The organism is Pseudodesulfovibrio thermohalotolerans, assembly GCF_021353295.2.
GTDB classification, from domain to species: domain Bacteria; phylum Desulfobacterota; class Desulfovibrionia; order Desulfovibrionales; family Desulfovibrionaceae; genus Pseudodesulfovibrio; species Pseudodesulfovibrio thermohalotolerans.
In genome coordinates this window covers 2,528,537-2,544,597 of the sequence record NZ_CP120635.1, presented here as the reverse complement: position 1 = coordinate 2,544,597, position 16,061 = coordinate 2,528,537, and the positions used below count along the sequence as shown (strand labels likewise).

The 16,061-nt window shown below is 56.0% G+C and carries 9 protein-coding genes; 7 read left to right on the top strand and 2 right to left on the bottom strand.

Translation table 11 applies throughout. From position 1 onward, the window contains the following. Positions 1-532: 532 nt before the first annotated feature. The gene (locus LF599_RS18330; RefSeq protein ID WP_404823760.1) at positions 533-910 is read right to left on the bottom strand and encodes a hypothetical protein; all 378 of its coding nucleotides are present in this window, start codon (positions 908-910) and stop codon (positions 533-535) included. On the opposite strand from LF599_RS18330, the gene LF599_RS18325 reads away from it, so the two are divergent. Both LF599_RS18325 and LF599_RS12115 read left to right on the top strand, forming a co-directional pair. After that, positions 812-1,027 (top strand): hypothetical protein, encoded by a 216-nt coding sequence (locus tag LF599_RS18325; protein WP_404823757.1) that lies wholly within the window; start codon positions 812-814, stop codon positions 1,025-1,027. The two genes, LF599_RS18330 and LF599_RS18325, sit on opposite strands and share 99 nt — an antisense overlap. Before the next feature lie 372 nt (positions 1,028-1,399). Then, positions 1,400-2,509 (top strand): hypothetical protein, encoded by a 1,110-nt coding sequence (locus LF599_RS12115; protein WP_279520949.1) that lies wholly within the window; start codon positions 1,400-1,402, stop codon positions 2,507-2,509. A 78-nt stretch (positions 2,510-2,587) separates the two neighbouring features. Here LF599_RS12115 and LF599_RS12110 read toward each other — a convergent pair whose 3' ends face one another. Continuing rightward, positions 2,588-3,541, bottom strand: a complete 954-nt coding sequence (locus LF599_RS12110) for a LysR family transcriptional regulator (protein WP_279520948.1) — start codon at positions 3,539-3,541, stop codon at positions 2,588-2,590. A 220-nt stretch (positions 3,542-3,761) separates the two neighbouring features. Between LF599_RS12110 and LF599_RS12105 the strand changes: the two genes are divergently transcribed. The 5 genes from LF599_RS12105 to LF599_RS12085 all read left to right on the top strand — a co-directional run bounded on the left by LF599_RS12105 (position 3,762) and on the right by LF599_RS12085 (position 16,022). Further along, complete coding sequence (locus LF599_RS12105; RefSeq protein ID WP_279520947.1) at positions 3,762-4,778, top strand: molybdopterin-binding protein; 1,017 nt, start codon at positions 3,762-3,764, stop codon at positions 4,776-4,778. A 188-nt stretch (positions 4,779-4,966) separates the two neighbouring features. Further along, on the top strand, positions 4,967-7,804 hold the full coding sequence (locus LF599_RS12100; protein WP_279520946.1) for a molybdopterin-dependent aldehyde oxidoreductase: 2,838 nt from the start codon (positions 4,967-4,969) through the stop codon (positions 7,802-7,804). A 341-nt stretch (positions 7,805-8,145) separates the two neighbouring features. Then, positions 8,146-8,307, top strand: coding sequence for a hypothetical protein (locus LF599_RS12095; protein ID WP_269942229.1), 162 nt, complete (start codon positions 8,146-8,148; stop codon positions 8,305-8,307). A gap of 697 nt (positions 8,308-9,004) precedes the next feature. Next, positions 9,005-10,066, top strand: a complete 1,062-nt coding sequence (locus LF599_RS12090) for an IS110 family RNA-guided transposase (RefSeq protein WP_269942321.1) — start codon at positions 9,005-9,007, stop codon at positions 10,064-10,066. 751 nt (positions 10,067-10,817) lie between these two features. Further along, positions 10,818-16,022: a glycosyltransferase gene (locus tag LF599_RS12085; protein WP_279520945.1), complete on the top strand. Its 5,205-nt coding sequence runs from the start codon at positions 10,818-10,820 to the stop codon at positions 16,020-16,022. Positions 16,023-16,061: the final 39 nt, after the last annotated feature.

Here is a 16,061-nt window from a genome sequence, read left to right as displayed (position 1 = left end):
CATTTCGCGCATTACTATACGGAAACGGCGTCATTTTCATGAAAAAATGAAATGGTCCGTCTCCCAGCGCCCAATGGCTTTCGTCAGTCGTCGAGGCTGGCCCCCCGGAAAGGCTCGACCGACGCCGGTTTCGACCGTATCGCGGGGCAAGGATGCGGAGTGCGGGCCGCGTCTCCGCATGTAGTCGAATCCCTTTCGATTGTCCATGGAGTCCCTTGGGTGCAAGGGCGGCAGGGAACGAAAAATTGAAGCAGAAGTCGGTGGACACGAAAAGGGCCGCAACCTGATGGCTGCGGCCCTGTTTCAATCGATGGTGCCGAAGAGAAGACTCGGAAGTCCTGATCTTTCGGATATGCGGCAATGCATTGATTTTATGAATCTATTCTGTTTCAGCGTGTCCTTCGTTATTGCTTTTGACCTACCACTTTGACCCAGCTTCAGCAACTGGTGGTGGGCAGGGTCAGTTATAGAGGTTGGTAACGGCGTGAAAGTCCGTAAACAATCAACCGGAAGGTCGCTTACCTATGTCCTTTCAATGGATTGAAAACGCCATATCCACCACAAAAAGCATAGTTCCCGTTGAAAATGGCACTTGGGTGACACGCGGTTTTGGCAAATCGTTATTGCGAAACAAGTGACCGGCCACGATGACCAAGAAGGGATTTGCCCTTGGAGGGTGTTTTCTTGGGACATTAGAAGTGGCTTCGGAAAACTGGATCACTCGATAAGGTGGCCATAAATTGCCCGAAGGAGGCAATTCATGGCCAAGACGAGAAAACGTTTCAGCGCGGAATTCAAAGCCCGAGTCGTCCTGGATGCCTTGTCCGGCAAACACACCTTGTCGGAACTCGCCAGCAAGTACGGCGTGCACCCCCAGGGATGGCTGTGGCCGATGGATGGACAACATCATTATTGGGCGCCTGTTGCATTCACTGAAACACGAAAGCGGTTATATGCGGGAACTGGAAACGGGAAGCGATCTGCGGCGGGCCTAGCCCCTCTGGCCTGGGCCGAAAGAGCGGCGTAGCTCGTTATCATGTCCACCTTAAATTCGTCGCTCGGTGGTCCGAAGAACCGAGGCCACTTCTGCCAGCCACAAAATGCTCAATCAATCGGAGCTGCTTTTTCTGGCTCAAACGACTTTTTCGCATTGCCATACCGAGAACCCAGAGGGGTTATCTGGTATAGCCCCTAAAAAAAGTCCTAAAATCAGGCTCCACATATCGTTTTTTGCGCGCGCCCATGCGCAGCCCCGGGCCCGTAGTCCATCGCCCGAAGAGGTATATCCGTTCGATATGGATTCGTGTTGCAAACAGTATTTTCATTTGCGGGTCGATTCTGGTCTATATCCGCAAATCTTGACCTGTGCATGTGAACAATATGTAGAATGGGGGTATTGATGGCCGAATCGCAAGGAATTAATGAGAACATTTCCGCAAAGCCCGTTGCGGGCGGTGGCGAGACAACGCAGTTGTTTGTGCAGGGGGCCGGGGCCTTTGCAATAATACTGGGTGTTGCTTTCCTTATTTTGTACGCCCTTGGACACGAGCTTCTCTCCACATGGGGGGCTTTCCTCTTCATGTGCGCCGTGCCTGTGCAGTTGGTCGTCTCGGTGCTGTGGCGCTGCGGCTACCCGGCCTCCATTGCGGCCCTGCCGCAACCGGCCAAAGGTGCGGCTCTGACCCTGATGACGGCTGGAGGGGCCATGCTCGCGGCATTGGCCGTCTTCAGCATGGTGGGACGGAGCGTTGCCCCGCCCACGCCGATGCTGCTGCATTACTCGATCCTGAGTATCGTCGTGACCTTCTGGATGATCCTGCTCATGCGGGGCTGGCCGCTGAACCTGTTCCTCAGACACCCGCTGTGGCTGGGAGTCGGGACCCTGGCGACATGCTACTCCATCGCATACGCATTGTTCTGCCTCCTGTTCGACTATTCCTTTCTGATCGGTACGCACGTCTATGTGCAATCGCTGGACCCGCGAGGTCTGCTGGACGCCTGGTCCGCCATCTCGTTTTTCGTGACATTGGGCGGGGCGATTCTGATCCTGACCCTTTCGGACATGACCCTTGTGACCGGCCTGATCGGCAGGCGGCAGCCCCATGTGGTGAAGCTCGTCGCGACCCTCGTGGCCCTGCTTATGTCGTTGGTTTGCTGGGTCGTGTTCGTGAAGGGGGTGGGCATGGACACGGTGGTCTATCTGGTCAAGGTCCCGGTCGGTTTCACCTTCGGGGTCTTTCTGGTCGACAACCTCATGCAGCACCGCCTGTTCGCCGGGGTGGGCCAGCCTTTGCGGGGGATTCTGCTGACCCTGCTGGCCTCGGTCTACGCATATCTGATGTATTACGTATTCGCGGCCGCCGGTCCGTATCTGACCGGGATGGCACTGTCGTCCGGCGCACCCGCCTACACCCTCGAATTGTGGCTGTCCAGCGCCCTGTTGTCCGTCACTTTTCCGGTGATCGTGACCATGACGGCGTATTTCGGATTCTGGCCGGTCCGGCGCTAGTCCCTGGGAGCCTTCTCCGACCTCCTGTTGCCCATGTCCGGCCATCGCCGGATGTGGGCATTTTCGCGTCGACGGGGGCTAACCGGCACTTTCCGGGGATGGGACTTCCAGTCCGGGATCGGTCCGGCTGACGAAGGCGCACAATTCCTTCCAGGCGGTTCTGGAGGCGCGTGGCAGGTAGCGGTTGTCGACCCGCGCCAGGCAGGGGTGAACCTTCGGAAAGAAGTCCGGGAGGTTGCATAGAACAAAGTTTTTGCGGATGTGTTCCGGTATTTCGCTGCCAGGGACCATGGCCATGGCCTCCAGCCCCTGTTCCAGCATGTCGAGGAGAATACGACCGTCCGGGCTGTCCATGATGATGCGCGGTTTGACCTCGTATTCATGGAAGAAGTCCATGGTCTTCATGTAGGTGCCGCCGCCGTCGAAACGCCGGAAGATGACGAGGGGCTTGTCATGGAGTTCCCGGATGTCCAGCTCCGCGCCGGGAGTCGAGGCCTTCGTGAATGGCGGTTCGGCCATGGACGGGGGGACCACGAGCATGGACGGGGTAGGCTTGAGCGGCGCAAGGTGCAGCCGGGTTTCCGTGTACGGTAGGATGGTCACGCAGAAGTCGATGGCGTGTTCAAGCAGTTTGTGCTTCAGCACAGTGCTGTCGTCGATGAGCAACCGGGTGCGGACGCGGGGGTGGAGCTTGTTCAGATGGAGGATGAATTCGGTGAGCAGGGTGATGGACAGGGTGGTGCAGCCGATGGTGACCAGCCCCTCCACGCCCAGCCGCGATGCCTGGATTTCGTCGGGAATGCCGTTGACCAGGTCCAGGATGTCCAGGGCGCGCTGATACAGGGCCTTGCCTTCGCTGGTGACGGCCCAGTTGGCACCCGAGCGTTCGATGAGCGTGACGTTCAGTTCCTCTTCCAGCTCCTTGAGGCGCTGGCTGAGCGGCGGTTGGGACATGTGCAGGACGCGGGCCGCGCGGCTGATCTGTCCCTGTTCAACGATCGTCTTGAAGTACAGCAGCTTGGTGAAGTTCATCGTCGTTCTTCCGGTGGTGTAGGTTCTGGCGCGTAGTCGAAGCTGAACGAAAAGAAACCGTACTATATCATTTTGATATAACCCTATACGACAAATGGTATTTTACCCAAGGGTTATTTTCTCCGTAGTTTCGGAAGCAGTGGAATGAACCCGGCCGCCACAGGGCGGGATGACCGGGTTGCTTCCGGAATGAAGAATGAAATACCCGGAGAGGGAGTATATGAAGACCGTACCTGTTCAAGACGCCGTGGGCATGGTCCTGTGTCATGACATGACCCGCATCGTACCTGGTGAAACCAAAGGCCCGGCCTTTCGCAAGGGGCATGTGATCACCGAAGCGGATATCCCCGGTATGCTGGAGATCGGCAAGGAGCACGTCTACGTTCTCGATTTGAAGGAAGGGCAGGTCCACGAGGACGAGGCCGCCCGACGTATCGCCGAAGCCGCCGCCGGGCCGGGCATCACCCTGTCCGGAGTCAGCGAGGGGCGCGTCAACTTCGAGGCGTCGCCGGGGCTGCTCAGCGTCAACGTGGAGGCGTTGAATCGGATCAACTCCATTGAGGAGGTCGTCCTGGCCACCATGCACGACGGCCAGCAGGTGACCGAACCGCGCGCCGTGGCCGGGACTCGCGTGGTGCCGCTGGTGGTTCGGGAAGAAAAGATACTCCGGGTGGAGGCTATTTGCGCCGAGTGCGGCCATGTGGTGTCGGTCCGTCCGTTCCGGTCCCTCAAGGTCGGAGTGGTGACCACCGGCAACGAGGTCTTCAGCGGCAGGATCAAGGACCGTTTCGGCCCCGTCATCCGCAAGAAGTTCTCCCGACTCGGCTCTTCGGTCATGGGGCAGCGACTGACCTCGGACGACCCGGCCATGACCCGCGACGCGATCCTGGCCTATGCCGCCGAAGGGGCGGAGATGATCGTGGTCACCGGCGGCATGTCCGTGGATCCCGACGACCAGACCCCGACGGCCATCCGGGCGACCGGGGCGGAGATAGTCACCTACGGCTCCCCCACCTTTCCGGGCGTGATGTTTCTTCTCGCCTACCTGGACGGCGTTCCCATTCTCGGGTTGCCGGGTTGCGTCATGTACTACCGCGCCTCGATCTTCGATCTGGTGGTCCCCCGTCTGCTGGCCGGGGAGACCGTCGCCAGGGAGGACATAGTGGCCTTGGGACACGGCGGTTTTTGCGCGACCTGTGATGTCTGCCGTTACCCCGTCTGCCCCTTCGGCAAATAGGCCGGGAGGGCTGGGCAACGTATATCGGTTCGATATATGCGAGGCCGCTAAATGATATTTCCGGAAAGCCCCTTTTGTTGCCTACAGTATCCTAATGGTTCCGAGATCATGACCGGTCCAGCCCCGGCGGAAAGTGATGTTGCGGACACTCTGCCGGTTGCATTCAAACACTATGGAGGAATTGGCTGATGTTGAAAAAAATGGTGCTGAATATCAACAACGTTGATCGCATGATTACCTTCGACCCCGAGGACACCCTGGCCAATACCCTGCGCAAGCTGGGGTTGACGGGTACCAAGGTCGGTTGCGAGGCTGGACAGTGCGGCATCTGTTCCGTGATCCTGAACGGCAAGGTGATCCGCTCCTGCGTCAAGAAGATGGACAAGGTGCCGGAGAACAGCCTCGTCACGACCATCGAAGGCGTGGGGACGCCCGGCCATCTGCATCCGCTGCAACTCGCCTGGATGGTGCATGGCGGCGCGCAGTGCGGCATCTGCACCCCCGGATTCATCGTTTCCGCCAAGGGACTGCTGGACACCAATCCCGATCCCACCCGGGAGGAGGTGCGCGACTGGTTCCAGAAGCACCGCAACGCCTGCCGTTGTACGGGGTACAAGCCCCTGGTGGATTCGGTCATGGACGCGGCCAGGGTATTGCGCGGTGAAATTTCTATGGACGATCTGGCCTTCAAGCTCCCCGAAGGCCAGACCCTCTACAACACCAAAAGCCCCAAGCCCACTGCGCTGGCCAAGGTTACCGGCCTGTGCGACTACGGAGCGGACATCAATATGAAGCTGCCCGACGGCATGCTGCACCTGGGGCTGGCCCATGCCCGGATATCCCACGCCAACCTGCTCTCCGTGGACACCTCCGAGGCCGAGAAGATGCCGGGCGTGTACCGCGTGCTCACAGCTAGGGATATCGAAGGGACCAACCGGGTCAACGGGCTGACTTTTTCCCCGACCAACAAGAGTGACGGGCTTGAGCGCGCCCTGCTGGCCGACACCAAGATATGCCAGTACGGCGACGTGCTGGCCATCGTCGCGGCGGACACCGAGGCTCACGCCCGCGCCGCCGCCGACGCGGTCAAGGTGGAGTACGAACCGCTGTACGCCTACATGAACGGGCTGGAAGCTGTGGCCGAGGACGCCGTGGAAATCCACCCCGGCACCCCGAACCTGTATTGCGAGATGCCCTGCATCAAGGGCGGGGAGACCGGCGGGATCATGGAAAAGGCGGCCCATGTGGTCGAGGGCGGCTTCTACGTGCAGCGTCAGCCCCACCTTGTGCTCGAACCCGACGTCGGGCTGGCCTATCCCGACGCGGACGGCGGCTTCGTGGTCCAGTGCAAGCATCAGTTCCTTCAGGCCGTGCCGTTGATGGTCGCCGGCGCCGTGGGCATCGATCCGGACAGGATCAGGATGATCCTCAATCCGGCGGGTGGCAGCTTCGGCTCCAAGATGAGTCCCATCACCGAGGCCCTGCTTCTTGCTGCGGTCAAGGCCACCGGCAAGCCCGTGTGCCTGCACATGGATTACGCCCAGCAGTCCTTTTTCAGCGGCAAGCGTTCCACCGGCTTTTTCAACTGCCGGTTGGCCGCCGACGAGAAGGGATATCTCCAGGCCATGGAATACGACTTCCTGTTCGACCACGGAGCGTATCACGACGGCACATCCGACCCGCTCATTGAAAAGGGGTTCCGCTGGTGCGGCGCGGGGCTGTATATTCCGAATATTCGCGGAGTGGGCCGCATCTGCGCGTCCAACCACGCCTGGGGGACGGCCTTCCGCGCCTTCGGTTCGCCTCAATCGTACATGGCCAGCGAATCTCTGGCTGACATGTTGGCCGAGAAGATCGGCATGGACCCCCTTGAGTTCCGTTACATCAACACCTACCGGCCCGGGACGACCATGACTTCCGGTTGCGAGATGGACGTGCATCCCTTCCCCACGCTCCTCGACATGATGCGGCCCAAGTACAAGGCCGCGCTGGAACGGGCCAGGAAGGAGGATACCCCGGAGAAGCGTCGCGGCGTGGGCATTTCGCTCGGCATGTACGACTGCTCCTTCGCGGCCCACGATACGGCAGAGATCGACGTGGAGCTGAATTCCGACGGGTCCATCACCCACTATAGCGGCTGGCACGACATGGGGCAGGGGGCCGACGCAGGCGCCATGGCCTTGGCGCACAAGGCGTTCGAGCCGCTGGGTCTCAAGCCAGAAAATATCCGCCTCGTCATGAACGACACGGCCGTCACTCCCTTCACCGGGGCGGCGGCGGGCAGCCGGTCGCACTATATGGCGGGCAAGGCGACCATCGACGGCGCGAACAAGCTCATGGACGCTATGCGCAAGCCCGACGGCACCTACCGCACCTACCAGGAGATGGTGGACGAGAACATTCCGGTGAAATATCGGGGCAATGCCTCCACGGTGGGCTATTCCGAAGCGTGCGACTACAACACCATGCAGGGCGACCCCAACCCGACCCATACCTACGGGGTATTCATGTCCGAGGTCGAGGTGGACGCCGCCACGGGCAAGACCAAGGTGCTCAAGATGACCCTGACCGCCGACTTCGGCGTCATCGGCAACAAGCTGGCCGTGGACGGACAGGTCTACGGCGGCCTCGCCCAGGGTGTGGGACTGGCTCTGTCCGAAGACTTTGTCGATCCGTCCCGGGACGTGACCCTCAAGGCCCAGGGCTTCCCCTACATCAAGGACGTCCCGGACGACATCGAGGTGGAGTATCTGGAAACGCCGCGTCCTTCGGGACCGTTCGGTTCCGCCGGTTGCGCCGAACTCTCCCTGACTTCGCCGCATGTCTCCATCATCAACGCCATCTACAACGCCACGGGTGTGCGCATTTTTGAGCTGCCCGCCACTTCGGATAAGGTGCTCGACGGCATCAAGGCGCTGGAGAGGGGCGAGAAACTGCCCGTGCATGAATGGTACTACCTCGGCAGCGAGATGAACGAGAAGCTGGAGGAGCTGCGCAGTAATCCCGTCGTGGGTCCTGCGCATTAATCTTTCGTTATATTGAAAACCCATCGCAGGGGGCCGGTCCGGGGACCGGCCCCCTTTTCCTTGCGTGGCTTTCCGGACAGTCTTGCCCCGGACCCGGAGGGACAGAAATGACGGGGGAGATCATGGCTTCCGCCGGACCGTTCGAGCATATGAGCCGGCCGGTCCGGTGAACCAATCGTTTACCATTTTTTAAGGGATGGAGAGAACGTGCCCCCGATTCTGGTGCATGACCCCCGTTGAACCACGTCGCGAAAAGCCAAGACTTGGCTTGAGGATTACGGCGTGGAGTTTGATATCCGGCATATCGTCAAGGAAACGCCGACCCGCGAGGAGTTTCTGGCGTGGAGAAAAGAGCCGGTATGGACAAGAAGCGGTTCGTCAACACCAACGGCAAGAAAGACAAGAGACTCGGCTTGAAGGAGACCATCGACTCCATACGGACGAGGAGTTGCCCGCGCGGCTGGAAACGGACGGTGTGCTCGTCAAGCGGCCTCTTTTCGTGAGCGGCGACGTTGTCCTGAGCGGTTTCAAGCAGGCCGAATGGGAAGCGGCTCTGCTATAACCCCGCTTGCGCCAGGACGGCGTTTCGTCCTGCCCGACATCATTTGGGTGGACAACGGAAACCCCTTTGCCGGACGCGGGGCCGAAGGGATTTCCCGGATGAGCACTCTTTAAACGAGAATTCCGCAAGGGCCGGAACATGCGCCAGCAGACACGGCTTATGCGCTCCTGGCGCATGATTTACAACCTTCGGCGCGTCACGAGGCGTTTGGCGTGGCCGTGCCCGCCAGCCGATACGCCCGGTCCGCCCGGCGGTGTCCCCCTATTATTCCAGATTTTCAATATGCTGCGGAGGTTGTTGTCAGGCGTGTCAAACGCAGCGGAGAAATCCTGTGGGCCGGGAAAATGCGATACATCAACCAGGGGTTGCGCGGTTACTCGGTAGGGCTGTTGGAAAAACAAAATGACGACATGAATGTTTACGCCGGATCGGTCCTGCTGGGGGGAGAGGGACGGCTCTGGGGGCCTGATCTGACCCCCAGAGCCGAAGCAGGAATAGTAAAAGTGTTACCTATGTTCCCGGGCAGAAGCGTTCCCAGGTTCCTGGTTGCACGGACAGAGCATGAGAAATACCATGTCGGCACTCCCAAGTTTTGCTGGTAACAGTACCAGTGAAACCCAAACCCAAGGGAGGCCGACATGGCAAAGCTCAAAGTATCATCTGTTCATCGGTTTGTTGAAGCGTTTTCCGGCGAGAAGGTATGGATAGGAGTGGACGTCCATAAGCTGAGTTTCAGCGTGGCTTTGCTCAGACCTGATGGTGCCGTGAAGGACTGGACTTGTCCGGCTGATGCAACAGCACTCACCCGGCTTGTCATGTCATTACCTGTTGAGGTTGGCGCGGTTTGCTATGAATCTGGACCGACTGGCTTTGAGTTGGCCAGGAGCCTCGAAGCAGAAGGTGTTACGGTTGTCGTTGCTGCGCCAAGCCGAATCCCGCGCCCCATTACCGCTACCAACAAGACCGACAGCCTGGACTGCCGCAAACTGGCAGAGCTGGCAGCCTCCGGCCTGATCAGACCAATCGCCATTCCTTCCGTTGAAGCTGAAGCCTTCCGTGCTCTTGAGCGTCGAAGGCATCAGCTCACCGACTCTCTTCGTCGAGCTAAACAACGGATTCGTTCACTTCTTCTTTATCTTGGAGCGCAGGAGCCTGCCGATCTGGACCATTGGAGCAAGGCTGCCATACTCACACTTCATCAGGTGGAACTTCCTTCGGGGGCAAAAGAGACTCTTGAAAGCTTGCTCGATGAACTGGAGTACTTCGCTTGTGCACAACGCAAAGTGGATCAGCGTTTGCGAATAAGCATCCGGGAACAAGACGAGGCAAGACGTATTGCCGCCATGAGGTCCGTTCCCGGCGTTGGCGAAGTCGTGGCCACGACTTTTGCGGCAGAGGTTTACCGCCCGGAACGTTTCAATCGCAGCGAAGAGGTGACAGCTTACCTGGGCCTTGCGCCAGTGATGCGGCAAAGTGGAGGCAGCAAGGGTAAGGCAACACTTCGCCCGGTCGGTCAAAAGCGATTACGAAGTTTACTGATTGAAGCAGCTTGGGTGTGGAAGCAGCGAGATGAGTGGGCCAGGGAGTTCTACAACCGAATTTATAGCCGACATGGTGTGGCACAAAAAGCAATAGCTGCGCTTGCTCGTAAATTGGCCGCGCTTTTGTGGAAGCTCAGCTTACCTGTAACGCAGTCGTAAACAAAGATCGCGGCGGGGCTTTGGTGGCGTAGACCACGAAAATAGAAATGGCGATCTTAAACTGATTTACGTACCGAATAGGTACTTGGTGCCGTAGAGCACGAATAAGAAAAGGAATACAAACCAATAGCCGTTATGGTGAGGGTGGAGTCTGGCCTAAGAAATAGGGAAATCGAGTAAATAGGGAGTCCTTGACATGGGGCCGCATAAGAAAGCCCCGGCGGTTTTCACCTCCGGGGCTTTCTCATGTCCATCTTCGGACAATGAAAAACGGGTTGCGGTATGTACCGCAACCCGTTTGTCTGTCTCTTGGCGTCCCCAAGGGGATTTGAACCCCTGTTAACGGCGTGAACCGTAGACAATCAACCGGAAGGTCGCTTACCTATGTTATTTCAATGGGTTGAAAACACTATATTCACCACAAAATGCATAGTTGCCGCTGAAAATGACACTTGGGTGACACGTGATTTTTTGAAAAGGAGGGGGGGGGGACATTAGAACCGGACACATAGCGGACAGGAAAAGAATAACTAAACTCTGGCACATTGTCCCATAATGTTTTCAATTTCATGAGGGAATGATTGATCAATTCATGGGCTTGATATAAATTTTCGCTACATCGTACCTATCGGATGACACCAAAAAGCACTGGATCGGGGATGACCGATCGTCGTGCTTGCGAATGTTTGCAGTCGTCACTCCCTTACAAGAACGATGGATAATCAGCATTCTCTATCATCCGGAGGAGTAGATGCGCACCTTTCCATTTGAACTTGTGGCGCTTGTTGCAACTGCAAATCGTCCGCAGCTTCTCGTAACCCGTTCATTGCCTTCAATTTTTGCGCAAACATTCACACCAGACAGAATCGTGGTTGTGGACGACTCTGAGGTAAAGTTCCACCCCAAAACACAGCGAGCCATCGCTAAGACCAAGCACTCAGATCATATAGAGTTGCTTCGAAATCGTCGTACCCCTGGAGCTTCAGGCGCTTGGAATTCAGGCCTTGACCACATCCTGCGGACAAGCTCAGACCCCCGATTCGTTTTTGTAGCTATCTTGGATGATGATGACGAATGGGCTCCTGACCACTTGCGTAGATGCGTTATGGTAGCTTCTGAATCACAGGCTGATATGGTTTCGAGCGCATTCATCCGCCAGGAAATGGGCAGAGAACCAAGGATCGTTGTCCCTCCCGAAACACTCCGCCGGGATGATTTCTTAACTGGAAACCCAGGGATACAGGGATCAAACCTTTTCGTTAGGCTATCCACAATCCTCGAAGCTGGATTGTTCGATGAAAACCTCGCCAGTTGTACTGACCGCGATTTATGCATTCGACTGTGTGAATTGCCGGATATTTGCTACGCTAATCAACCGATAGCAACGGTTAGGCACCACGCATCCTCTACCCGGCCTCGCCTTTCATCGCCGAACCTCCCTGCAAAACGAAAGGGACTGGAATGCTTTTACCAGAAATACGCCCTTCAGATGACAAACGGTCAGAAGCAAAGATTCCTCGACAGGGCTCTTCGATATTTTTCTTGGGAACCTACAGCCCCCTCTTCGCCCACCCCAAATGAAGTTATCCTCGCAGATATCTCTGAGCTACATGTTGATCACCAACTCGCCTTGGCAGTTGGTGTAATTGTTGCCCCCAATAGGGTTGGATCGGCGGCCCGCCTCTTGGAGGATCTACATATTATGTCCTGCGACCCGGCAGTGGTGGGGCTTGATGTCCTTTTGATCGAGAACGGAGCTGGCTGGGAAATATCCCGACCGTTTGTTGAACTCGTAAAAAGCACGAGGTCAAAGGGTCTGAACGTCTATGCCATGACCAGAGACATCATCCGAGAAGATCACGAGGCAGGGAGGATAGAGGCCCCTGAATGCGCCCAAGGAGAGCGCATGGGGATAGCCCGTGCTCGGACCGTACTCCAATCCTATCTATACGCACTGTTATGCCGACGACCGGGAGCGGTGGGGTGGATTCTGGACGATGACATGCACCTTGAGGCCCTCACACAACAACAGGGCGAGGCGATCCGATGGAAGCCACCCTATGTACAAGCATTGGCTCGAGCAAAGGCAGAGGGTGTTACTGATATTGGCATAGGCCCATATACGGGAGCCCCTCCCCTACCATTTGCCTCGTGCCTAAGGGGACAAATGGTGGACTTGGTTCACACGCTACGCCGCTGGTCTCGGCTATCCTCCAAGGCGCTCCTTCCGCCCGCGCTTGGGATGAACACCCGACTGGCTGAAGGTCGAAGGGATTTCTATTATGACCTCTCCAGAATTGAAACGGATCGTCTGGAAACCCCCTTCAATTTCACTTTCGCCCGCCCTGAGGAATCTGTGGCCGAAGTTTTTTCCCAATTGGCCAAGAGATTTGAACGCATTTTAGCAGGAGAACAGCTCTTCCGTCCCCTCATACAGCAAGAACAAAATGGACATTGTATGCCAGATGGCTCTCCGCTACAGCGAGGCGGAAACACATTCATTTTCAATCCTGAAGTCCTCACAGATATCCCGAACCCGTGTCTGTTGACTCAAGGCCGACCTATGCGCCGCTCTGACATGTTGTGGTCGCTTGCTCAACAACACTTGAATGGACGAACGGTCCGGACTCTTTCTCTACCCGTTTACCATGACAGATCCGGGTTGCAGGTCGAAGGTTTAGACTCGGAAAAAGTCATCGATGACATCCGCGGCTACGCCTTCTATTCTGCCTTACAGGATCGACTCAACGAAGGAGACCCAAAGGGCAAAGTGGGGTCATCCTGGATATCCCACCCCGACATCGACGTATTTACGTCACTGGTCGAGAAATACGCCAAGGAACGGTTGGCGGCATTTACGCTTTCTTTTTGGCGCGTGAGAGGCTGCGCGAAATCAGCACTTCACTTCCTTGAACATCCTGACTTGCAAGACACAAGTTGGATACATGGCAACGAGTTCGTAAAAGAACGCACAAAGTTGGGTGCCGTTCTTCAACGAATTCTCGCAATGTACAACCCAGAAGAGCTACGCCGCATCACCCAAGGCATTGACGCCCTTGACTCGGCACATGTCGAGAGTCTTTTGGAAGAACTGCCCCAACAATGCAGGGCACACCGCCGCCGCCTCAAGGACATCACTCCTTTGGTTAGCAGAATACACTCTCAGCGGATGCAGTCTGCTCAAGATCATGTAAGGCGTTTGTTAGGAATCAACGGCCATCTTCGAATATTGGGGCATGGCTGTGAGGGGGTTGCACTCACAGACGGCTGCAAGGTCTTCAAAGTCTTCGATTACTGGAAAAGCAGGGAAGCTCGGCGACAGATTAAATTTCTGACCTCGAAGGTGGGCGCTTGGACTGGCACGAACGGCTTGTATCCGTTGGAATCGCTCATTAAGGAGGACAGTATCGCAATTCTCACATATCCGTATGAGGATTCGACTCCGTACACAGGCGGGAACGGCCCGGGATTAATCGACTTGCTGGTCGAATGCCATGAGAACGGAATCGTGTGCCGGAATATCCATCCCAAGAATTTGCGTAACGTGGATGAGAAAGTAAGGCTCATCGATTACGGTTCCGACATCCAGCAGCTTCATTCGGAATCCGAATTTGAAACGATGTGCCGTCGAGCATGGTTAAGTTGGAGATATCCCCACCGTAACGACCTGAGCGAGGTGATGAAGGCCGCTCTCACGGATAAAAACCTGCCAGAACTAGCTGGATTTGAGTATTTTATGGAAGCCGTAAAGCAACGTATAAAGTCGGCAATTGGGTACTACGACAAAATAGTAGAGATTGTTGAGCTATCGTCTCCTGATCGGGTGCTGGACTACGGCTGCGGCAAGGGGAACATACTGGGCCAACTTGGACGAAAGGGTATTTTGGGAATCGGCTACGATCCCGACCCATGCCTTCGGTCAATATGGGAATCCCGATGGAATGAGATGGCTGGCCATGTTCAATTCCTATCAGAAAGTTCCTCCCTCAATGATATGAAATTTGGCACCGTCATCTGTACTCGGGTGCTTTGCGCTCTCGACGATGACGCATATACACAGGCAATAAGAGACCTTCGTCGAATGACCAAGACGGGAGGAACGGTCGTGGTGTCTGTCTGCGATCCTGAATTTATCAATGTGCGGCATACAGCGGAAGCAACCAAAAATTTAAATAGAACGATATCCGAAAAAGATGGCACTCTACGGTGGGAGAAACGCCTAGCCTCAGGCAAGACACGAATTGAATTTTACAGGCCGAGAAGGAAACTCATCCGAGACTTGGCCCTGCTTGGGCTGACTATTGTCGATGAATTTGAAATCCCGACTATAGACATGGACCGTTTCGAACCTGCATCCGAAGTACGCGTATTCGTTTTAAAGGCATTACCCCGCCTTCCCGAAATATCCGTCATGATAAAATGCTGCGCCATGGAGGCCGCCACACTGGAGGTCCAAGTTCAGCATCTGATCAGGCAACTGGAAGGGCCCCGGGCCTTTGCTGAACGACTCCTGGTCGTGGATGAACGCGCAGAAGGTTTTCTTCGCCAATATACCTCGGGCAACATGCGGGCATTAAAAGAGGCATGCGATAGACTGCTTGAAAGCGGCTGGATCGACAAGATTGTATACAGCCCCCAAGAGAAGGGAGGAATCGTCGCTCTGAATAGTCGTTGGTTTGGACTCCGAACAGACGCCACCCACGCGAAAACCGGTCCCCAAACGGCCTCCACCCTGTCAGGATTTGAGGAATGTAGGACCCCATATCTCCTACAGGTTGACAGCGACTTAATGGTCGGACGTACAGACCACACCCACGACTACCTCGCTGACATGCTACAGGTGTTTGCCGACAACCCCACTGCAGCCACAGTGGCTTTAAATATATGCAACGCAGAGAACAAGCCTTACACAAGCCAAAATTCGAACGGACCTTGGCGTACTGAGGTGCGCGGAGCGATGATACACATGGAACGATTTAACGCCCTGACACCATTCCCCAACGCCGTGACGCAAGGCGGCCTTGAGCTGACATGGTATCGCGCTGCGGATCAACGCATGAGGTTTGAAATGGGCTGTTCCTGGCGTGGAGGCGACAAAAGAACTTTCTTTATCCACCCTCCCAACGAGAGAAAGGCCGATACGGATGCCTGGTTGGCGATTTTAGATAGAGTAGAAAAGGGGGTGATCCCATCAATACAGGATGGGCATGTCGACCTACAGGGCAAACTGGAGGACTGGTTCGCTCCGTTACGAGATGAAACTTTCATATTCATCCTTGGCGGAAAAGACGTTACTCCAGGACGATTCATGCGTTGTCTGAACTCGATAATCAAACAGCAGCGAGAGGATTGGGGATGTATCGTAATTGACGATGCATCGTCCCCTGAGTTGGCACAATACATCCAGCGCAGTTGTTCGAAGTATTCAAATAAAATATCCGTTTTCAATATCCGAAAAAGACGAGGCTTACTGGCCAACATGATCTGGGCGATCCGCTTAGCCTGCGCTAATCCTCGATCAATCATTGTCACTGTGGACGCCGACGACATGCTTCTCTCGGATAGGACTCTCGACCAATTGCATGGAGCGTATCAGCGGGGAGCCGACCTCACCGTGGGGTCGATGCTGCGTACGGACAAGCATGTTCATTACCCTATCGACTTTAATGACCCGAGGGGCAATCGGGGCGGAAATGTATGGCAACATTTACGCTCCTTCCGCAAGTATCTCTTTGATGCCGTCCCCGAATCCATGTTCAAATTAAATGGAAGGTATATTGATCTAGCCACGGACTGGGCCTACATGCTGCCGATGGTAGAGCTGGCCAAAAATCCTGTTCACATACGACACTCTTTGTATCTGTATGAGCCATCGGGAACAGGTAAAGGCGCGGACACACAACGTCGTGAGGATATCATTGCACAAATTGTGGCTAAGGAACCACTGAATCTGTAAAGTCCCCGTATAGTAGGTCCATTGCAAAGTAGAGACTTC